Source organism: Salinibacterium sp. dk2585, assembly GCF_008001035.1.
Taxonomy (GTDB): Bacteria; Actinomycetota; Actinomycetes; order Actinomycetales; family Microbacteriaceae; genus Homoserinimonas.
Genome location: NZ_CP042856.1, coordinates 2202176 through 2221719, shown reverse-complemented (window position 1 = coordinate 2221719; position 19544 = coordinate 2202176). Strand labels below are relative to the sequence as shown.

21 protein-coding genes are annotated in these 19544 nt (G+C 67.9%); 11 read left to right on the top strand and 10 right to left on the bottom strand.

Annotation, left to right across the window (positions count from 1 at the left end; all coding sequences use genetic code 11):
- Position 1 precedes the first annotated feature (1 nt).
- Positions 2-886 (top strand): M48 family metalloprotease, encoded by an 885-nt coding sequence (locus FVA74_RS10430; RefSeq protein WP_147722206.1) that lies wholly within the window; start codon positions 2-4, stop codon positions 884-886.
- On the opposite strand, the gene FVA74_RS10425 is transcribed toward FVA74_RS10430, so the two are convergent.
- Together FVA74_RS10425 and FVA74_RS10420 are read right to left on the bottom strand one after the other, a co-directional pair.
- Positions 883-1704, bottom strand: coding sequence for a hypothetical protein (locus tag FVA74_RS10425; RefSeq protein WP_147722205.1), 822 nt, complete (start codon positions 1702-1704; stop codon positions 883-885). The genes FVA74_RS10430 and FVA74_RS10425 overlap by 4 nt on opposite strands.
- A 324-nt stretch (positions 1705-2028) precedes the next feature.
- Positions 2029-3267, bottom strand: coding sequence for a winged helix-turn-helix domain-containing protein (locus FVA74_RS10420; protein ID WP_147722203.1), 1239 nt, complete (start codon positions 3265-3267; stop codon positions 2029-2031).
- 103 nt (positions 3268-3370) lie between these two features.
- Between FVA74_RS10420 and FVA74_RS10415 the strand changes: the two genes are divergently transcribed.
- Together FVA74_RS10415 and ilvA are read left to right on the top strand one after the other, a co-directional pair.
- The gene (locus tag FVA74_RS10415) at positions 3371-4561 is read left to right on the top strand and encodes an AI-2E family transporter (protein ID WP_240792215.1); all 1191 of its coding nucleotides are present in this window, start codon (positions 3371-3373) and stop codon (positions 4559-4561) included.
- Positions 4554-5822 (top strand): threonine ammonia-lyase, encoded by a 1269-nt coding sequence (gene ilvA / locus FVA74_RS10410; RefSeq protein ID WP_147722201.1) that lies wholly within the window; start codon positions 4554-4556, stop codon positions 5820-5822. The genes FVA74_RS10415 and ilvA overlap by 8 nt, the downstream gene beginning before the upstream one ends.
- Before the next feature lie 28 nt (positions 5823-5850).
- Here the strand turns inward: ilvA and greA are convergent, their stop codons facing one another.
- Positions 5851-6345, bottom strand: a complete 495-nt coding sequence (gene greA / locus FVA74_RS10405; protein ID WP_147722199.1) for a transcription elongation factor GreA — start codon at positions 6343-6345, stop codon at positions 5851-5853.
- 130 nt (positions 6346-6475) lie between these two features.
- On the bottom strand, positions 6476-6916 hold the full coding sequence (locus FVA74_RS10400) for a DUF4307 domain-containing protein (RefSeq protein ID WP_147722197.1): 441 nt from the start codon (positions 6914-6916) through the stop codon (positions 6476-6478).
- Positions 6917-6965: 49 nt separating this feature from the next.
- Between FVA74_RS10400 and mca the strand changes: the two genes are divergently transcribed.
- Both mca and FVA74_RS10390 read left to right on the top strand, forming a co-directional pair.
- On the top strand, positions 6966-7862 hold the full coding sequence (mca, locus tag FVA74_RS10395; RefSeq protein WP_147722195.1) for a mycothiol conjugate amidase Mca: 897 nt from the start codon (positions 6966-6968) through the stop codon (positions 7860-7862).
- Entirely contained in the window at positions 7859-8146 is a 288-nt protein-coding gene (locus FVA74_RS10390) for a hypothetical protein (protein WP_147722193.1), read from the top strand. The genes mca and FVA74_RS10390 overlap by 4 nt, the downstream gene beginning before the upstream one ends.
- A gap of 12 nt (positions 8147-8158) precedes the next feature.
- On the opposite strand, the gene FVA74_RS10385 is transcribed toward FVA74_RS10390, so the two are convergent.
- Positions 8159-8911 carry a hemolysin III family protein gene (locus FVA74_RS10385; protein WP_147722191.1) on the bottom strand — a complete coding sequence of 251 codons (753 nt, stop codon included), beginning with the start codon at positions 8909-8911 and terminating at the stop codon, positions 8159-8161.
- A gap of 81 nt (positions 8912-8992) precedes the next feature.
- Between FVA74_RS10385 and FVA74_RS10380 the strand changes: the two genes are divergently transcribed.
- From FVA74_RS10380 to FVA74_RS10365, 4 genes are all read left to right on the top strand, one after another.
- Positions 8993-9778: an isoprenyl transferase gene (locus tag FVA74_RS10380; protein ID WP_147722189.1), complete on the top strand. Its 786-nt coding sequence runs from the start codon at positions 8993-8995 to the stop codon at positions 9776-9778.
- The gene (locus FVA74_RS10375) at positions 9775-10938 is read left to right on the top strand and encodes an aminotransferase class V-fold PLP-dependent enzyme (RefSeq protein ID WP_240792214.1); all 1164 of its coding nucleotides are present in this window, start codon (positions 9775-9777) and stop codon (positions 10936-10938) included. The genes FVA74_RS10380 and FVA74_RS10375 overlap by 4 nt, the downstream gene beginning before the upstream one ends.
- 231 nt (positions 10939-11169) lie before the next feature.
- Entirely contained in the window at positions 11170-12501 is a 1332-nt protein-coding gene (locus FVA74_RS10370; protein WP_240792362.1) for a PhoH family protein, read from the top strand.
- Positions 12502-12560: 59 nt separating this feature from the next.
- The gene (locus FVA74_RS10365; RefSeq protein ID WP_147722187.1) at positions 12561-13325 is read left to right on the top strand and encodes a hypothetical protein; all 765 of its coding nucleotides are present in this window, start codon (positions 12561-12563) and stop codon (positions 13323-13325) included.
- Between the two features lie 114 nt (positions 13326-13439).
- Here the strand turns inward: FVA74_RS10365 and FVA74_RS10360 are convergent, their stop codons facing one another.
- The 5 genes from FVA74_RS10360 to xseA form a co-directional block, all read right to left on the bottom strand.
- Entirely contained in the window at positions 13440-14843 is a 1404-nt protein-coding gene (locus tag FVA74_RS10360) for an aspartate ammonia-lyase (protein ID WP_147722185.1), read from the bottom strand.
- Positions 14844-14914: 71 nt separating this feature from the next.
- Positions 14915-15550 (bottom strand): carbonic anhydrase, encoded by a 636-nt coding sequence (locus FVA74_RS10355; RefSeq protein WP_147722183.1) that lies wholly within the window; start codon positions 15548-15550, stop codon positions 14915-14917.
- The gene (locus FVA74_RS10350; protein ID WP_147722181.1) at positions 15547-16275 is read right to left on the bottom strand and encodes a DUF4245 domain-containing protein; all 729 of its coding nucleotides are present in this window, start codon (positions 16273-16275) and stop codon (positions 15547-15549) included. Before FVA74_RS10350 ends, FVA74_RS10355 begins: the two co-directional genes overlap by 4 nt.
- A gap of 3 nt (positions 16276-16278) precedes the next feature.
- Positions 16279-16494, bottom strand: coding sequence for an exodeoxyribonuclease VII small subunit (locus tag FVA74_RS10345; protein WP_147722179.1), 216 nt, complete (start codon positions 16492-16494; stop codon positions 16279-16281).
- A 9-nt stretch (positions 16495-16503) separates the two neighbouring features.
- Positions 16504-17736: an exodeoxyribonuclease VII large subunit gene (gene xseA / locus FVA74_RS10340; RefSeq protein ID WP_147722177.1), complete on the bottom strand. Its 1233-nt coding sequence runs from the start codon at positions 17734-17736 to the stop codon at positions 16504-16506.
- A gap of 82 nt (positions 17737-17818) precedes the next feature.
- Between xseA and FVA74_RS10335 the strand changes: the two genes are divergently transcribed.
- Both FVA74_RS10335 and FVA74_RS10330 read left to right on the top strand, forming a co-directional pair.
- Positions 17819-18907 carry a 4-hydroxy-3-methylbut-2-enyl diphosphate reductase gene (locus tag FVA74_RS10335; protein WP_147722175.1) on the top strand — a complete coding sequence of 363 codons (1089 nt, stop codon included), beginning with the start codon at positions 17819-17821 and terminating at the stop codon, positions 18905-18907.
- Positions 18904-19497 (top strand): DUF6264 family protein, encoded by a 594-nt coding sequence (locus tag FVA74_RS10330; RefSeq protein WP_147722172.1) that lies wholly within the window; start codon positions 18904-18906, stop codon positions 19495-19497. The genes FVA74_RS10335 and FVA74_RS10330 overlap by 4 nt, the downstream gene beginning before the upstream one ends.
- Positions 19498-19544 lie beyond the last annotated feature (47 nt).

Below are 19544 nucleotides of genomic sequence, written 5' to 3'. Positions count from 1 at the left end.
AATGTATCGCGCCATAGCGAGGAACAAGCGCAACACCGTCTTCATCATCCTGCTGTTCCTCGTGCTCATCGCCGTGCTCGCCTTTGCCGCGGACCAGATCTGGGGCGGCGGCAGCTGGGGCATCTTCACCGGCACGCTCGTCGGTGCCCTGATCTATGTGGTGATCCAGTACTTCGCCTCGGGCAGCCAGGCGGTCGCACTGAGCGGCGCGCGCCCGATCGAGAAGCGTGACGACCCGCGCCTGTATCGCATCGTCGAGAACCTCTCGATCACCGAGGGGCTCCCAATGCCCAAGGTCTACGTCGTCGACGATCCTGCACCCAACGCCTTCGCGGCCGGCCGCGACCCGAAGCACGCTGTCGTCGCCGCGACGACGGGCCTGCTGGACATGATGACGGATGCCGAGCTCGAGGGCGTCATGGCGCACGAGATGGGGCACGTCAAGAACTACGACATCCGGGTCACGACAATCGTGTTCGGTCTCGTCGTCGCGATCGGCTTTATCGCCGACATGCTCATGCGCATGTCGTTCTTCGGCGGCAACCGCAACAACAACGGCGGCAACCCGATCGTGCTGATCCTGGGCATCGCCGCCATGATCTTGGCCCCGCTCGCGGCGACCATGGTGCAGGCGGCCGTCTCACGTGAACGTGAATACCTCGCGGATGCGACGGGTGCCATGACCACGCGGCATCCGGAGGCCCTTGCGAGTGCCCTTGCAAAACTGGCGGAGTACGGGCGGCCAATGAAGCGTCAGAACACCTCTATGGCGCACATGTGGTTGAGCGATCCGACCAAACCGGGCATCGTGGACCGGATGTTCTCTACGCATCCGCCCATCGAGAAGCGCATCGCCCGCCTCCGCACGATCGGCAGCGGCTTCTAGGCGCCCGCGCGCTCGATCACCAGCGCGGTGAGGTCCTCGGCGGTCGCCCTCGCCCCTCGCGGCACGGCGCCGGCTTCGGATCCGTACGCCGTGACTTCATACCAGTCATCCCCGATGATCACGTCGACAATGCAGCGCGTGTCAACTTCACCGCACCGGATGAATGCCGCGGGCCCGTCTGCGTCCAGCGGCTCAGGAGGCGATGGGAGCTTCGCCACCCGGATCGCGGAACGGGCGATATCTGCTCCGTCGGGTAGTAGCGCGGCCCTCGCCCCGAAGACTGGGTTGGACTGCTCGTCCACAGCGGTGTAACCGCACTGGCGGAAGGATGCTTCTCGCATGGCGTTACCCCAAAGGCTCCATCCTCCGCCTCCTAATTGCTCAAACGGGGCGTTCGACCCGGTGATGGCTCGAACGTCATATTCTGGGAAGGCATCGGTGCAGAGGTCGGAGTAGGGCGGCCCGTCAACGACCACGTGCTCAGGGGGAGTCAACCAGGCAGTCAGGTCAGCGATGGCCGCGAGACGCGCCATAAGCGTATCTCCAGTACCTCCGCCGAACGCGCCAGCGCTGGTCCAGTAGCCGTTCGTATAGTCCTCGATGACACAGCCGAATTCGTCGCAGTACTGCTCTCTGTTGGAGCTCGCGTAACCCATGTCGGTGTAGTACTGCCAGCCATCTTCCGTGGCGGGGACGACGATGACATATACCCCGACGTGGCCATGTCCCGACGAGAGCACGAGTGGGCTCGACGGGACGTCATCCGACCACTCGCAGATGAGCCCGCCGAGCACAAGGATCGGGGCATACCGTGACATGGACTCGGAGACTGCTGCCGACGAGGCGAGAGGATTACGTTCTGTGACCGGGGTTCCCAAGAGCGCGGAAAAGCTTTCAGCAGTGCCGAGGTCGTCACAGGCCAGATCGACACGATCGAATGGCGGCGGGGTGCTGGACGGGGTCGGTGTTGGCTCGGCGGCCGCCGGTGCGGGTGCCGAGGTGATCGGCGTCGGCGTTCCACATGCCGCGAGCGCCACAACGGCGAGGACGGATGCCACAACAATGGCGAGCTGGCGGCTTGGGTGAGTCATGCTCTGATTCTGAGGCTCGCCGAGATTGAGGAGTCGCCTGCGCCTGGAGTGTTATGAAATCGTGCGCACGCGAAGCTCGGCGGCGAGCGCTGGGGCGAGCGTGCCGCGATCGACGACCTCGACCTCGCCGAGGCCCTGCCATGCGGCGGTCTGCTGCAGCAGGGGAGCGAGCCGTGCCGCCGTCTCGGCGGGCGCATCCGCCTCCTGCCACGCGGACTGCACGCGCAGGATGCCGGCCTTGCGGTCGCTCTTGAGGTCGACCCTGCCGACGATGTCGTCGTCGAGCAGTATCGGCAGGGAGTAGTAGCCGTAGACCCGCTTTGGTTCGGGGGTGTAGATCTCGATGCGGTAATGGAAGTTGAAGAGGCGCTCCGCTCTCGGGCGAAACCAGACGACGGGGTCGAAGGGCGAGAGGAGGCCCGTGGTCTGGATGCGCCGCGGCACCGTTGCCTCGCGATGCTTCCAGGCGGGGAGCGCCTTGGTGCCGCGAGTCCAGCCCTCGACCCTGACGGGCTCGAGCACCCCCTCGTCTTCCAAGCTGCGGATGGCGGCACTCGCCTCGGCGGTCGACATGCGGAAATAGTCGGCGAGGTCGGCCGCGGTGCCGACGCCGTGGGCGCGAGCCCCGATCTCGATGAGCTGGCGCTGGGCCTCCGAGCGCTCGACGGTCGTGTCGAGGATGTGTCGGGGCATGACCTGCTCGGGCAGCGCATAGCGGCGCTCGAATCGGGTGCGGCCAGCGCTCACGACGTCGCCCCAGGCGAAGAGGTACTCGAGGCCGCGCTTGACATCCGACCAGCCCCACCACGGCCCACGCCGACGGTTCGCGTCGTGCTCGATCGCGCTCGCCGCGAGCGGCCCCTTCTCTGCGAGCTCATCGCGAAGCCAGGCGAGCATTGCCCGGTTGCTGCGCGCCCAGTGCTCGGGGTCGCCCAGCGCCTTTGCACGACGGTCATCCATGCGCCAGCGCAGGAGCGGCCAGCTCTCGAGAGGGATCACGGCAGCCTCGTGGGCCCAGTACTCCGTGTGCCCACCCGCCGGCTCGAAGGTGAGCCGGTCGAGCTGCGTCTTGTCATACGCCCCGAGCCGCGAGAAGGCGGGAAGGTAGTGGCTGCGCTCGAAGACGTTCACGGAGTCGAGCTGCAACAGGCCGAGACTCCGCACGAGGCCACGAAGTCGACGGATGCCACCGCCCTCGCCGAGTCGCGCCCCGAAGCCCTGCGCGCCAAGAGCCAGGCGGCGCGCCTGCGCCGCTGAAAGGTGGGTTGTTCGAAGGCCCGTGTCTGCCATGATCTCCGACACTAACCCCGCCCACCGACACCGCGCGATCCGCTTGTATGCGTCCTTCGGAATACAGGGGGGCGGTGGGGCCTTGCGCGTCTAGACTTGCCGGGTGATCTTCGGTCGGAGCAAGTCCTCTCCCTCCGTGCCGCCGCGCGCCCGCGAAGACGAGTTGGTGCCGCGCGGCATGCGTGTCGCCGGCGCTTGGTCGTGGCGCATCCTCGCGATCGCGGCGGTCGTCGCTCTCCTGGTCTTCCTCATCATGGAGCTTCGCATCATCGTTGTGCCGCTCATGATCGCGATCCTCATCAGCGCGCTGCTCGTTCCCTTCTCGCAGTTCCTGCAGCGGCACCGTTGGCCCCGCTGGCTCGCAATCATCACCGCCCTCGTCGGCCTCGTGACCTGTGTCGGTGGTCTCGTCGTGCTCATCGTCCTGGAGGTGCGCGCGGGGCTGCCCCAACTCCAGGTGCAGTCGCTCGAGGCGTGGGAAGAGTTCAAGGACTTCCTGCTCGCATCCCCCCTGCACCTCACTGAAGCGCAGATCACGGAGTACGCGGCGGAGATCTGGACCAGCGTGCAGCGCGACAGCGAAGTGCTTGTGAGCGGCGCGATGTCGATCGGCTCGACCGCGGGCCACTTCGTCGCGGGACTCTTCCTCGTGATCTTCGCGACGATCATCATTGTCGTCGACGGGCGCACGATCTGGCGCTGGTTCGTGCGGATCTTCCCCGTGGCCGCTCGCCCCGCGATCGATGGCTCGGGTCGTGCGGGGTGGGGCACGCTCACGCAGTTCGTCAAGGTGCAGATCTTCGTCGCAGCGATCGATGCGATCGGCATCGGCCTCGGAGCCTTCATCCTCCAGTTGCCGCTCGTCGTGCCGATCGCAGTCGCGGTCTTCCTCGGCGCCTTCGTGCCGATCATCGGGGCCGTGCTCACGGGTGCCCTCGCGGTCTTCATCGCCCTCGTCTTCAAGGACATCGTCGTCGCGCTCATCATGCTCGGCATCGTGCTCGTGGTGCAGCAGGTCGAGAGCCACGTGCTGCAGCCGCTCATCATGGGCAACGCGGTCAAGATTCATCCGCTCGCGGTCGTGCTCGCCGTCGCCGGAGGAAGCTTCCTCGCGGGCATCCCCGGCGCGCTCTTCGCGGTGCCCGTCGTTGCGACGCTCAACGTCATGGTCGGGTACATCGCGCGCCAGCGGTGGAAGGAGCCGGGTGGCGTCTCCCTTGCGGAGGAGGGGGGCAGGGAGACCAGCCCCTCACGACGATCGGTGACTCGGCGGAAGGAGCCAGGCAATGACTGACACGACAGCAGCGACGGCGACCACCGAGGCGCGCGCCATTCCCGGCCCGACACTCGCGGAGTTCGAGGCGGCCTGCGAGCGCGTGAGCAAGGTCGCGCAGGTCACCCCCATGGAGAGCTCGCGCTACCTCTCGGATCTCGTCGGCGCCCCCGTGCACCTCAAGTGCGAGTCGCTGCAGCGCACGGGTTCCTACAAGATCCGGGGGGCCTACAATCGGCTCTCGCAGCTCTCGCCCGAGGAGCGTGCGCGCGGCGTCGTGGCCGCCTCGGCCGGCAATCACGCGCAGGGCGTTGCCTTCGCGGCCCGCGAGCTCGGCATCGCCGCGACGATCTTCATGCCGGTCGGCGTGGCGCTGCCGAAGCTGCAGGCGACACGCAGCTACGGCGCCGAGGTCGTGCTGCGCGGGCACACGGTCGAGGAGCCGCTGCGCGCCGCCGCCGCCTTCGCGGCGTCGACTGGCGCCGTGCTGATCCCGCCCTTCGACCACCACGATGTCGTGGCGGGCCAGGGCACGCTCGCATTCGAGATGCTCGAGCAGGTGCCCGAGCTTGAGACCGTCATCGTGCCCATCGGCGGCGGAGGGCTCGCGGCCGGTGTCGCGAGCGCCCTCCACCAGAAGCTCGCGACCCTCGGGCGGCCCGTGCGGGTCATCGGCGTGCAGGCCGCGAATGCCGCCCCGTACCCGGGCTCGATCGCAGCCGGTTGCCCCACGCCGGTCATCGTCGCCCCCACGATCGCCGACGGAATCGCCGTCGCAACGCCCGGTGTGCTCAACTTCGACATCATCCGCGAGACCGTCGATGAGATCGTCACGGTGACGGATGACGACATCGCCCGCGCCCTGCTGGTGCTGCTTGAGCGCGCCAAGCTGGTAGTTGAGCCTGCCGGTGCCGCCGCGGTCGCGGCGATCCTCACGGGCAAAGTCAAGAACACCGGTGTGACGGTCGCGATCCTCAGCGGCGGCAACATCGACCCGCAGGTCATGGAGCGTGTAATCTCACGCGGCCTCGTGGCATCCGATCGCTACCTCAAGCTGCGACTCCTGCTGCCCGACCGTCCCGGACAGTTGGCCCGCATCGCCGAGCTCATCAGCGAGGCCAACGCCAACGTCGTCGAGGTGCTGCACACGCGACACAACCGCAACGCACTCATGGGCGAGGTCGAGATCGAGTTGAGCATCGAGACGCGAGGTCCCGAGCATGTGCAGCGCGTGCTCGAGCGTCTGCGCGAAGCCGGCTACGACCCGCGCATCGACTTCTGAGGTCTCAGGTCGTCCTGAATCACGAACGCTACGGCTGGTAGGGCTCGACCTTCTTGATCTCGACCGAGATCTCGCGGCCGTTCGGCGCCGTGTAGGAGGTCTTGTCGCCGACCTTGAGGCCCATGATGGCCTCGCCGAGCGGGCTGCCCTCGCTGTAGACATCGAGCTCGATGTCGGCCTCGTCGTCGACGATCTCGCGGCTGCCGAGAAGGAAGACCTCTTCATCACCCATGACGAGCGCCGTCACGACGCTGCCGGAGGCGACGATGCCGGCCTCGGCGGGCTCGCCGACCTTGGCGTGGCGCAGGAGTTCCGTGAGCACGCGAATGCGCGCCTCGATCTTGCCCTGCTCCTCCTTGGCAGCGTGGTAGCCGCCGTTCTCCTTGAGGTCGCCCTCTTCGCGTGCCGCCTCGATGCGCTTCGCGATCTCCGAGCGGCCCTCGCCCGAGAGATGTTCGAGTTCGGCCTTGCGCCGGTCGTATGCCTCTTGCGTCAGCCAAGTTTCCGTGATCTGCCCGGACATGGTGTACTCCCTCAACACGAAGGGGCCGCTCGCCAGGGAAGGAGGTGCGGCCCGTATGTATGCGGATCTTTTGATCGACTCGCATAAACGAATGAGATCGGCCAACCGGCCGATCTCGTCTGAGGCGATACTACGTCAGCCAGCAGCGGTAGATCAAGCCTGTGACGCCCTGATCCACCGTGCGCACCTCGTCGGTGAAGGTTCGTGTGTAGCGTTCGGATGCCGGCAGGTCGACGATCTTCCAGCCCACGATCGCATGCTTGTCGTTCTGCACCTCGAGGGCACACGAGACTTCGGAACCCGCCGGTGCACTGACCTCGTAGGTGATGACGACGCTGCGATCCGCCCGGATGTCTGAGCCGAGCATCCTGGACTGGAGTGAAGCCGCCGTGCCGTCGAAGGCAGCCCACGCGACCCACGCCACGAAGACAAGTGCGACGGCGATCGCGCTGGCCCACGCGAGCAGTCTCTGGCGGGCGCGGCGCTGTGGGGTGCGGCCGTAGCGAGCGTCGAGAGCGGCTGCATCCGTGGCTGTCGCGAAGTTCTCGCCCGCCTGGTCTACGCCTGTCACTGTCTCCCCTTACGCTTGTCTTCAAGACTATTCGCATTGAAGGAGCACCGTGACCAGGCGACTCTTGGCCGTGCATGCCCACCCCGACGATGAGTCGAGCAAGGGTGCTGCGACCGCGGCCTACTACCTCGCGCAGGGCGCAGAGGTCATGGTCGTGAGTTGCACGGGCGGTGAGCGCGGTGACGTGCTCTACGAGGGCCTCGACCCGCGCGCGATGGCCGATCGCGACATGGGTGGGTTTCGCCGCTACGAGATGGCGAAGGCGCAGGAGGTGCTTGGTGTCCAGCACCGCTGGCTCGGCTACATGGACTCCGGCCTGCCCGCCGAGGGTGAGCTCCTGCCAGCGAACTCCTTCGCGACGATCCCCGTCGAGCACTCCGGGGCCCCGCTCGTCAGCATTATCCGTGAGTTCCAGCCGCAGGTCGTTGTGACCTATGACGAGAACGGCGGCTACCCGCATCCGGACCACATCAAGACGCACGACGTGACGATGTTCGCGGTCGAGGCGGCGGCGGATGCCGAGCGCTATCCAGAGGCGGGGGAGCCCTGGCAGGTGCAGAAGGTCTACTACGACCGCGGCTTCAATCCCACCAAGATCAATGCCCTCGCGGATGCCCTGCGGGCCCGTGACCCCGAGTCGCACCTCCTTGAGGAGGTCGATCGGATGCTCGGCTGGATGGGCACCAAGCCAGACACGGCGACGACCCACGTGCCCTGCGGCGACTTCTTCGAGGTTCGCGATGCCGCCCTGCGCGCCCATGCGAGCCAGGTGCCGCCCGACAGCTCGTTCTTCTTCTGGACGCTCGAGCTCCAGATGGAGGCATGGCCCTTCGAAGACTACGAGCTCGTGCAGTCACGCGTGCCGACCACGACCCCGGAGGACGACCTGTTCGCCGGCATCAGCGACACTGGCGAACCCGCCAGCAGTGAGGAGGCGAGCGCATGAGTGCACTCGTTATCGAGTCCACCACCATGCTCTTCGCGATCCTGCGGGCTGCCGAGGATGCGGAGTTCGACCCCAACACGGTCACGCCGGGTGTCATCGGCTTCATCGCGACGTTCCTGGTGGCCGCCGCGGTCGTGTTCATTGCGATCGACATGAACCGGCGGGTGCGCCGCACCCGCTACCGCACCGAGATCCGCGAGAAGCTCGCCGCCGAGCAGGCCGAGCAGGCCGAGCAGGCCGAGCAGGCCGAGCAGGCCGAGCAGAAGCCCGACCCCTCCGCCTGAGCTGGCCAGCCGCTAGGCGAACGGCGGGTTGATTGCGACGAGCAGGATGCCCGTCCAGTGGCAGAGGAACGCGATGAGCGTCAAGGTGTGGAAGATCTCGTGGAAGCCGAAGACCCCGGGCACGGGGTTCGGCTTCTTCATGCCGTAGACGACCGCGCCCACCGTATAGCAGAGCCCGCCCACGATGATGAGGGTCATCATGGCGGGATCAGCGCGGAAGAAATCGCCCATGAACATCACGGCGGCCCAGCCGAGCAGCAGGTACAGAGGCACGTAGAGCCACCGCGGGGCGTTGAGCCAGAACATTCTGAAGCCGATGCCCAGGATGGCACCGCCCCACACGAGCGAGAGCAGCAGCCACGCCTTCTCCTCCGGCAGCGCGAGCACCGTGATGGGCGTGTAGGAACCGGCGATGAGCAGGAAGATGTTGGCGTGGTCGAGTCGCTTGAGGATGCGCTTGGCGCGGTCGCTCCAGTTGAAGCGGTGGTAGAGCGCCGAGATGCCGAAGAGCAGCATCGAAGAGGCGATGAAGACCGCCGACGACACCTTCGCGGCAGTACCGTGTGCCACGACGATGAGCACGGCCCCGAGCACGATCGTGAGCGGGAAGGTCCCCGCGTGGATCCATCCCCGCCAGGTCGGCTTGGCCTCGACCTCCGCACCGTGCCGTTCCCGCTCGTCGTCGAGGAGGGGGACGTTGGGCAGGTCGGTACCGGGTTCATTGGCGGTGCTCGACCCGGTTCCGCGAGAGTCGGGGCTGGTCATGACCGGATTCTATGGGTTGGCTGGGAGAACGATCCTGAAAGGAAACCGAGTCTCATCGGCGCGGTGGGCTAGCGTATACCCGTGCGAAAACGGGAAGTCCCCCTGGGACGCGGCATCCTCTATGGGCTGTACCAGAACCGCATCCGGCGCTGGCTCGCCACGCAGGAGCTGCCGAAGCATGTGGCAATGATCCTTGACGGCAACCGCCGCTGGGCGCGGCAGCGCTCGCTTGGGGCCGTGGCGCACGGGCATCGGGCGGGCGCGGCGAAGTTTCGCGAGTTCCTCGTGTGGTGTGACGACCTCGGCATCAAGCACGCGACGCTCTACCTGCTGTCGACCGACAACCTCGTCGGTCGCAAGGAGGAGGAGTTGCACGGGCTGTTCGAGATCATCGCTGACCTCGCAGAAGACCTCTCGCACTATCGTGACTGGCGGGTGCAGCACGTCGGTTCACCCGAAGGCCTTCCCGAGCCGCTCGTGCACGCGCTGAAGGCGGCTGAGGCGCGCACGGAGGGCAAGAAGGGCCTCCACATCAACCTGGCCGTCGGCTACGGCGGCCGTCGCGAGATCGCCGACGCCATGCGCAGCATCGTGCAGGAACACGACAGCAAGGGCGGCACGCTCGACGCCCTGGCAGACATCCTCACGCCGGAGCTCATCGGCAACCACCTGTACACGGGCGGGCAGCCCGACCCAGACCTCGTCATCCGCACCTCGGGCGAGCAACGGCTCAGCGACTTCATGCTGTGGCAGAGCGCCCACAGCGAGTTCTATTTCGTCGAGGCGCTGGGGCCAGACCTCCGAGAGGTCGACTTCCTGCGCGCCCTGCGCGATTACGCGACGCGCAACCGGAGGTTCGGGTCGTGATCCGTCGCCGCACGCCCCCCGCCGCTCCGCTCGCCGAATACGTCACCGACTTCGCGGAGGATCCCGGCTACCTCAACTTCGCCTACCTCGGGCCCGCGGGCGAGCCCGTCATCGCCGAGGAACGCATGGTCGCCGAGCTCACGAGCCGGGCCCGGTTCGGCACCCTCGACTCGGCCGAGCAGCATGACGAGCGAATGCGCGACGCCGTCGCGATGGCCACGGGCTTCGAGAGCGACCAGGTGGTGTTCCAGCCCGACACGAGCACGGGGCTCATGCACACCATGTTCGGGCTGGAGGGCATCGTCGCACTCTCTCCCGCCGAATACCCGAGCACCCTCTTCGCGATCGCAAGAGCCCAGCGCGCCCTCGGTCGACTGCAGCCGCTCTGGGTCGAGCCCGAGTATGGCCGAGTGACCCCTGGTACCTTCCGCGAGCTACCGGAGGAGGTCACAGCCGTCCTCGTGAGCGCGGTCGACTTCCGCACCGGCTATCGCATCGACCTCGAGGGCATCCGCCAGGTCATCGGCGACCGCCTTCTCATTGTCGACGCGGTGCAGGCCTTCGGCGCTGTCGATGCGCCATGGGAAGTTGCGGATGTCATTGTGTCCGGTGGGCAGAAGTGGCTGCGTGCCGGTCGCGGCACGGGCTTCCTCGTCATGAGCGACCGGGCCCTCGAACGGATCGAGCCCGTGCTCTCCGGCTGGCTCGGCGAGCCGGCCGACTTCCTCGAAACGGGTGGGACGGGAGGGGAGACGGATGTCCCAGAGGCTCCGCGTGCGGCGTCGTCGTTCGCGCTCTCTCGCCCTCGGCCCGCCGCCCAGGCGCGTCTCGCGACCGCACTCGAGCGGCTCGATGTCGTCGGCATCGACCAGGCTGAGGCTGGGCTCCGTGAACGGGTCGACCAGGTGCTCGCCGTCATCGACGAGTACGGCCTGCCCGTTATCTCGCCCCGCGCGGCGGACGAGCGCGCCGGCATCGTCGTCGTGGAACCCGATGCGGCACACGTCACCCCGCTCGCGGCGGCCCTGCACAACCATGCCGTCTCCGCGACGGTGCGCAGCAGCAGCATCCGATTCAGCCCGCACGTGTCGACGAGCGACGAGACCCTGTCGCTGCTTCGGATGGCGTTCGCCGAGTTCGCAGCGGGCGTTTCCGCCTGATGCGGCTGTTCACGCGTCCGTAACCTTCGGCCGCGTGTCGCTCACCCCGCAGCGCCTGCGCGGACGTAGCGTCAGAGTCATCAGGTATGGCGCCTGATCGAGACGGCCACGCAAGTTCGTTTCGAGTTCGCCCGACCAGAGCGGGCACGGCCGTTTCGTTGAGAAACCGAGCGCCTAGCGCTCGGGAATGGAGCGAATGTGGCCCAGTCAAAGGCAGAGCAGTCGAATCCGATCCAGGCGCCGGCGGCCTCGCCGTCTGTCACCGTGCAGCAGGCGGAGCGCACCTACGTGCTCGATACCTCGGTGCTGCTCTCGGATCCCCGCGCGGTCTTCCGCTTCGCGGAGCACGCTGTCGTCCTCCCCGTCGTGGTCATCTCGGAGCTCGAGGCCAAGCGTCACGACCCCGAGATCGGGTACTTCGCGCGCCAGGCGCTTCGTAACCTCGACGAGCTGCGCGTCAAGCACGAGCGACTCGACTTTCCCATCGCGGTCGGCAATGGGGGCTCGCTCCGTGTCGAGCTCAATCACTCGAGCATGGAGGCACTGCCCTCCGGCTTGAAACTGGGCGACAACGACTCGCGCATCCTCGCCGTCGCCATGAACCTCGCGGCGGAGGGCCTCGCCGTCACGGTCGTGTCGAAGGACCTCCCGATGCGCGTCAAGGCGGCCTCCATCGGCCTCGCTGCCGAGGAGTACCGCGCCGAGATGGCGGTGGACTCCGGATGGTCGGGCATGGCCGAGCTCGACCTCTCAAGCGAGCAAATGGCGACACTCTACGACCAGGAACAGCTCTCGACCCGTGCCGCGGGCGACCTCGCGATCAACACGGGGCTCGTCATCCACTCCGACCGGGGCTCCGCCCTCGGGCGTGTGACCGCACGCGGTGAGGTGCGTCTCGTGCGGGGTGACCGCGAGGTGTTCGGCCTCCACGGCCGCTCGGCTGAACAGCGGTTCGCGATCGACCTGCTGCTCGACCCCGAGGTCGGCATCGTCTCGCTTGGAGGCAGCGCGGGCACGGGCAAGTCGGCGCTCGCCCTGTGCGCCGGCCTCGAGGCCGTGCTCGAGAAGCAGCAGCACCGCAAGATCATGGTGTTCCGCCCGCTCTACGCGGTCGGCGGCCAGGAACTCGGCTACCTGCCGGGCGACGCGGCCGAGAAGATGAACCCCTGGGCGCAGGCGGTCTTCGACACGCTCGGTTCCGTCGTCTCGCAGAATGTGCTTGACGAGGTCATCGACCGGGGCTTGCTGGAGGTGCTGCCGCTCACGCACATCCGGGGCCGCTCGCTCCACGACGCCTTCGTGATCGTCGACGAGGCGCAGTCGCTCGAGCGCAACGTGCTCCTCACGGTCCTCAGCCGCATCGGGCAGAACTCGCGCGTCGTGCTCACGCATGATGTCGCCCAGCGCGACAATCTGCGCGTCGGTCGGCACGACGGGGTGGCATCCGTCATCGAGGCGCTCAAGGGGCACGCCCTCTTCGGGCACATCACCCTCACGCGGTCGGAGCGCAGCGCAATCGCGGCCCTCGTCACCGACATGCTGGAGTCCAACGAGCTCTCCTGATCGACGGATGGCCGGGGTGGCCGAGCCGACGCCGCCCCGGCACGACGTAGAGTCGTCATGTGAGTTTTCTGGTCTTCGCGGCGGCGCTCCTCGCGGTCTTCTTCCTGTGGGGACTCATCTCACCGCGCACCCAGTGGCGCGTGCTCGGGTCATGGCTCCGCAGGAACCCAGACGCGAGCGAGCCGGGCGCGACCGCCTACGCGTTCCACCGCATCCTCTCCGGCCTCGGCGTCGGCACGTTCCTGACTATCGCCGTCGTCGCGGTCATGAGCTTCATCGACTCGCTGCCCGCCCCCGAACCGCCCAAGACGGCCCTACAGCAGATGTGGGGCACCGCGCCGTCGCCCGTCGTCGTCGACCGCGTCGTGCAGTCGGCGGATGTCGCGAACCCGAGTTTCGCCTCGCAACCGATCCTCGGCTACCAGCCCTTCGACAACACGAGGCACCAGCCCCGCTACCTCGTCTATCTCGACACCTACGACGTCCCCGGCGCGAGCGAGGCCCTGATCGGGCGCGAGCCGACGGGCGATTTCGCGGCGCTCGACAGCGCCGAACTCGTGCTCAATGTGCGGGTCAAGCCGCAGTGTGCCCCCGTCGAGGCCGTCGTCATCGAGACGGCGGAGGTCGTGCAGGTCTCGATCTCCTCGGCCATCGCGTCGCCCGTCGGTGGGGATGCTGTCAGCCACGATTTCTGCGCCGGCGGTTCCACGGTCGGGCCGTCGCTGCTGATTCCGATCGACCTCACCGAGCCGCTCGGCGAGCGGGTGGTACAGACGCTCGACGGCACTGAGGTGCGTCGCGTGCCCGTCATCGAACCTCGCTGACGCGCGCGGTTCGAGGCACGCGCCTTCGGGGTGCTGCCGGGCACACTGCCCCTGACGAGACAACGCGGGCCGGCCAGTGGCCGACCCGCGTTGATCGCGTGCTGGGTGTTGCGACTATGCCGTCGGCGGCACCGTCATCGCGAGCACGTCGAGCGCCTTGTCGAGCTGCTCCTCCGTGAGTTCCCCGCGCTCGAGGTAGCCGAGCTCAACGACGGCCTCGCGCACCGTGATGCCCTTGGCAACGGAGTGCTTCGCGATCTTCGCGGCGTTCTCGTAGCCGATGAACTTGTTGAGCGGGGTGACGATCGAGGGCGACATGCCCGCGAGCGCCGAGGTGCGCTCGAGGTTCGCCTCAAGGCCCTTGATGGTCTTGTCCGCGAGCACGCGTGATGCATTCGCGAGCAGGCGCACCGACTCGAGCAGCGCCGTGCCCATGACCGGGATGGCGACGTTGAGCTCGAAGGACCCGGATGCTCCCGCCCACGCAACAGTCGCGTCGTTGCCGATGACGCGCGCGGCGACCATGAGCACGGCCTCCGGCACGACAGGGTTGACCTTGCCGGGCATGATCGAGGAGCCGGGCTGCAGGTCGGGGATGTGCAGCTCGCCGAGGCCCGTGTTGGGGCCAGAGCCCATCCAGCGCAGGTCGTTGTTGATCTTGGTCAGCGAGACCGCGATCGTGCGGAGGGCACCGGATGCCTCGACGAGGCCGTCGCGGTTGGCCTGCGCCTCGAAGTGGTCCTTCGCCTCGACGATCGGCAGGCCCGTCTCGGCTGCGAGGAGCGCGATGACCTTCTGGGGGAAGCCGGCGGGCGTGTTGATGCCCGTGCCGACAGCCGTGCCACCGAGCGGCACCTCTGCAACGCGGGGAAGCGCGGCCTGGACGCGCTCGATGCCGAGGCGGATCTGGCGCGCGTAGCCGCCGAACTCCTGGCCGAGCGTCACGGGCGTGGCATCCATGAGGTGCGTGCGGCCGGCCTTGACGGCGGTCTTCCACAGCTCGGCCTTCTCCTCGAGCGCGACCGCGAGGTAGTCGAGCGCGGGCACCAGGTCCTCGATGAGGGCCTGCGTCACGGCGACGTGCACCGAGGTCGGGAAGACGTCGTTCGACGACTGCGAGGCATTGACGTGGTCGTTGGGGTGCACGTCGGCGCCGAGGTGGCGCGTTGCGAGGGTCGCGAGCACCTCGTTCATGTTCATGTTCGACGAGGTACCGGAGCCGGTCTGGTAGGTGTCGACGGGGAAGTGCTCGTCGTGCTGGCCAGTGATGACCTCGTCGGCTGCGGCGACGATCGCGTCTGCGATGCCGGCGTCGAGCACGCCGAGCTCCTTGTTGGCGACGGCCGCGGACTTCTTGATGCGCGCGAGGGCGGCGATCTGCGCCGACTCGAGGCCCTTGCCCGAGATCGGAAAGTTCTCGACGGCGCGCTGGGTCTGGGCGCGGTAGAGGGCGTTGACGGGCACGCGCACCTCGCCCATCGTGTCGTGCTCGATGCGGAACTCAGGCTCTGATGTCACGGCGCTGTCATCTCTTTCTGTTCAGGTGGTGGGAGTGCGGCGGAGCTGCCGCGGAGGCATGGCTGAGGAACTCAGACCTGACCGACCATGACGTCGGGCACGGCAGTTCCCTCGGCGAGGCGGTAGTTCGCGCCCACGACAGCCAGCGTACCGGCGGCGACAGCGTCACTGATGAGCTCCGATGATTCGAGCAACTGTCGCACGGTGTCGCGCAGGTGTTCGCGGCCGACCTCGGTCGCATCGGGGCGCGTGCCGGCTTCGACGCTGCGGCGCACCCGCAGCACGGCGGGGGTGATGCGCTCGACGAGGTGGTGAATGTGGGGCGGCAGCATGGGTGCGCGCGTCTCCTGCGAGTCGATCGCAGCGCGGACGGCACCGCACTCGTCGTGGCCAAGCACGACGATGAGCGGAACGTGCAGCATTGCGACGGCGTACTCGAGCGTGCCGATCACGGAGTCGGAGATGATCTGGCCCGCGTTGCGCACGACGAAGAGGTCGCCGAGTCCCTTGTCGAAGATGATCTCGGCGGCGAGGCGCGAGTCACTGCATCCGAAGAGCGCGACGCTCGGCTTCTGTGCCCCCACGAGCTCGTGCCTTCGGTCGACATCCTGGCGCGGATGCCGCGGCGTGCCGGCGACGAAGCGTTCGTTGCCGCGCACCATCTCCTGCCAGGCTTCAGCGGGAGTCTTGAGTGGCGCATCCGTCATTGGGTCTCCTCTGTGCTGTCGGACGAAGTCGTGCTGTCGGACGAAGTCGTGCTGTCGGACGAAATCGTGCTGTCGGATGTCATGGACGCGGTGACGGCCGCGGCCAGTTCCGCGAACTCCTCGTCGCTCGCCGTGCCGTGGAGCACGATCGTGCTCGTGCCGACGACGGTCGCCATGGCGTAGGCGAAGTTGCCGATGTCATCGCCGTCTCGCCGGTCGTAGATGTCCCAGTCCTGTCCGGCGATCGTCGCGGTTCCCGTCGCGAAGCCGCCCTCAAGCGTCGCGGCGAGCCAGGTTGGGTTCGCATCGATGCCCTGCGTGACGGCCGCGAAATCCGCCTCGGGAGTCACGAAGCCGATGTACCAGCGGGAGATGCCGTCAGCGCCCTTCGAGACACGAGCGGCATTGGCGACCCAGTCGCTGCCCAGCTCGGGGTTGGCGACGACCTCACCGAGGTCTGCCTGCACTTGGGACGCGATCTCGGAGTAGTCGACGGGATCGGCGGGAGGCGGGGCGGGACGCACGACGATCATGACGGTGACGAGCACGAGGGCGAGCGATGCGAAGAGGGCGACGAGCAGGTTGATGCTCGTCTTGCTCTCCCGATATCGCTGTGACGATGCGGCCTTGCGAGCCGCCGTCTCCTCGGGAGTCTCTGGGCGGCCCAACTCGGCAACGATGGGCGCCTGCGGGCCGGAGGACTCGCCGCCGCTGTTGCGTGCCACGGGCTATTCCGCCGTCGCGCGGGCGGCGTCCAGCCGGGCGCGTGCGCCGATGAGCCATTCCTCGCACCGTGCCGCGAGCGCTTCGCCACGCTCCCAGAGGGCGAGCGACTGCTCGAGGGTCGAGGACCCCTGCTCCAGTTCGGCGACGACACGCACGAGTTCGTCGCGCGCCTGCTCATAGCTGAGCTCGGAGACGTCGGGGGAGGGGTTCTCTGTCACGACACAATCCTACCGTTCGGCACCTGTTGCCCCGGCCTGCGTGGTTTCGGCCGTGAGCGACCCCGAGGAGAGGGTGAGGAGGAGGGAGGTTCCGGGGGGAGCATCCGCGGCATCCCGAAGCACCGCGCCGTCGGGCAGTTGCGCGATCGCGTAGCCGCGCTCGAGCGTGGCCTTGGGGGAGAGCGCGCGCAGCTGCGAGCGGAGCTCGCCGACCGAGGCGCGGGAGCGCTCGATGCGCAGTTCGAGGAGCTCATGCGCCCGACCCGTCCAACGCGAGAGCTCGTCGGCCCTCGTGTCGACGATCCAAGAGGGGGAGGCGAGCACGGGCCGGCTGCGGAACTGCTCGAGGCGATCCGCCTCGGTCGACAGGAGAGAGGTGAGTCGCATCCCGATGCGCGCTCGGGCCTGCTGCACGCGACTGATCTCCTCCGCGACATCCGGCACCACTCGCTTGGCGGCATCCGTCGGCGTCGATGCCCGGAGGTCGGCGACATCATCAAGCAGGGGCCTGTCGTTCTCGTGGCCGATCGCGCTCACGATGGGGGTCGTCGCGGCCGCCGCGGTGCGCACGAGTTGCTCGTCGCTGAAGACGAGGAGGTTCTGGAAGTCGCCGCCGCCGCGGGCGACGATGATGACGTCGACCTCCGGGTCGGCGTCGAGTCGACGGATGGCGGCGATCACCTCGTTCACGGCCCGCTCGCCCTGCACGGCTGCGTGCGCGACGCGGAACTCCACGGCCGGCCACCGCAGCTGGGCATTGCGCAGCACGTCCTTCTCGGCATCCGAATCCTTGCCCGTGACGAGGCCGACCGTGCCGGGGAGGAACGGCAGGGGCTTCTTGCGTGCCGGGTCGAAGAGTCCTTCGGCGCGGAGTGCCTGCCGGAGTCGTTCCAGGCGCTCGAGGAGGTCGCCGAGGCCCACGTGACGCATGTCGAGCACCTGCATCGTGAGGGTGCCGCCTTTGACCCAGTAGTTGGGCTTGACCAGCGCGACGACGTGGTCGCCCTGCTTGAGGTCGGCCGGGATCTTCGCCTTCACGGATGACCACACGGCGAAGCTCACGGTCGCGTCGGCCTCGAGGTCCTTGAGCTTGCCGTACACATTGCCGCCGGAGATGCCCCACTGCGTGATCTCGCCCTCGACCCACACGGCGCCGAGCCGCTCGATCCAGCCGCGGATCTTGCTCGAGAGCACGCTCACGGGCCACGGGGAGTCCACGGTCGGGAGGGCGTCGCTCGTCATGCCATCAGGCTACGGGACACCCCCGACCTCACGGGTCGCGCTGCCCAGCGTTCGGGCAGGCAGCCCGGCCTAGACTGGGCGTGTGAGCACGATCAGCAACGGAAGCCTGGCGAGTCTCGCGGCCCCTGTCATCCCCGAGCGCCGCGAGCGTCTGCGCGATGAGCCCGTCGTCGGCCAGAAGAGGGTCATCCTCGCCGCGCCGCGCGGCTACTGTGCCGGGGTCGACCGAGCCGTCGTGGCGGTCGAGAAGGCGCTCGAGAACTTCGGTGCTCCCGTCTACGTGCGCAAGCAGATCGTCCACAACGTGCACGTCGTCTCGACCCTCGAGAAGCAGGGTGCGATCTTCGTCGACGAGGTCGACCAGGTGCCCACCGGCTCACACCTCGTCTTCAGCGCCCACGGCGTCTCACCCGCCGTTGTCAAGGGCGCCGCTGACCGCGGCCTGCAGGCGATCGATGCCACCTGCCCGCTCGTCACCAAGGTGCATCGCGAGGCGACCCGCTTCTCCCGCGATGACTTCCACATCCTCCTCATCGGCCACGCGGGCCACGAGGAGGTCGAGGGCACGATGGGTCACGCTCCCGAGCGCACGACCCTCGTCAACAGCCCCGCCGAGGTCGCGACGGTGGAGGTGCCAGACACTGACAAGCTCGTGTGGCTCTCGCAGACCACGCTGAGCGTCGACGAGACGATGGAGACCGTGCGCCTCCTCCGCGAGCGCTTCCCCCACCTGCAGGACCCGCCGAGCGACGACATCTGTTACGCCACGCAGAACCGTCAGGTCGCGGTGCGCAAGGTCGCTGCGGATGCTGACCTCGTCATCGTCGTCGGCTCGGCCAACAGCTCCAACAGTGTGCGCCTCGTCGAGGTCGCGCTCGAGTACGGCGCCAAGGCCGCCTACCGCGTGGACTACGCGAGCGAGATCCGCCAGGAATGGCTCGACGGCGTCGAGACGGTCGGCGTGACCTCCGGGGCATCCGTGCCCGAGGTGCTCGTGCAGCAGGTGCTGATCGACCTCGCCGACGCCGGCTACCGCGAGGTCGAGCAGGTCGTCACCGCCGAGGAGGACCTCATGTTCTCCCTTCCCAAGGAACTCCGCCGCGACGCCAGCGGCCAACCCGACTCCCGCGGCCTTGGCGGCCGCCGCAAGCTCGACTGGCAGATGCAGTGACGGCAGCGGCAGATCGCCCGCGCCCCGAGTACGGCGAGTACGCGACGCCGGAGCAGGTCGCGAAGGCCCGGGGCATGACGCTCGAGGAGTACGAGCGCCACCTTGCCTCCCTGACGCGCCCGCGCGTGGAAGAACAGGCGACGGATGCCACGGCTCCCGCCGCAACAGCGCCCGCAGTCGAGCGCCCGGCAGCGCCAGCACCCGCAGCCTCCGACAAGGGCGCCGGCAACCGCATGGCGACCACCATGCTCCTCGTGTTCGGACTCGCCTGCACGCTCCTGAGCATCCCGAGCCTGCTCGGCCTCGGCGATGGGCTGGCGACGGCATTCGGGGCCCAGGGGCTCGACGCATACACCTCGTTCACTGCTGCCCGCGCTTTCGGCATCATCGCGATCATCGCCCAGTTGCTGCTGTGGGTGCTCACCCTGTGGCTCTCGGTCGCGGCGGTGCGCCGCGGCAGGGCATCGTGGTGGATCCCGCTCGTCGCTGGCGTGCTTGCGGTGCTTCTCGTCAGCGCGCTCTGGCTCGCCGCCATCATCGTAGACCCCGCATTCATGCGTTACGTCGAGAGCGTGTCGCTGCAGGCGTGACGCGCGTGGCCCTGCGTGCGCAGGGAGCTTCGCCCCGCGTTTAGGGA

Coding starts and splice junctions, on each gene's coding strand:
- FVA74_RS10430 (WP_147722206.1), top strand. CDS start 2: ATGTATCGCGCCATAGCGAGGAACAAGCGCAACACCGTCTTCATCATC.
- FVA74_RS10425 (WP_147722205.1), bottom strand. CDS start 1,704: ATGTCACGGTATGCCCCGATCCTTGTGCTCGGCGGGCTCATCTGCGAG.
- FVA74_RS10420 (WP_147722203.1), bottom strand. CDS start 3,267: ATGGCAGACACGGGCCTTCGAACAACCCACCTTTCAGCGGCGCAGGCG.
- ilvA (WP_147722201.1), top strand. CDS start 4,554: ATGACTGACACGACAGCAGCGACGGCGACCACCGAGGCGCGCGCCATT.
- greA (WP_147722199.1), bottom strand. CDS start 6,345: ATGTCCGGGCAGATCACGGAAACTTGGCTGACGCAAGAGGCATACGAC.
- FVA74_RS10390 (WP_147722193.1), top strand. CDS start 7,859: ATGAGTGCACTCGTTATCGAGTCCACCACCATGCTCTTCGCGATCCTG.
- FVA74_RS10385 (WP_147722191.1), bottom strand. CDS start 8,911: ATGACCAGCCCCGACTCTCGCGGAACCGGGTCGAGCACCGCCAATGAA.
- FVA74_RS10355 (WP_147722183.1), bottom strand. CDS start 15,550: ATGACGGATGCGCCACTCAAGACTCCCGCTGAAGCCTGGCAGGAGATG.
- xseA (WP_147722177.1), bottom strand. CDS start 17,736: ATGACGAGCGACGCCCTCCCGACCGTGGACTCCCCGTGGCCCGTGAGC.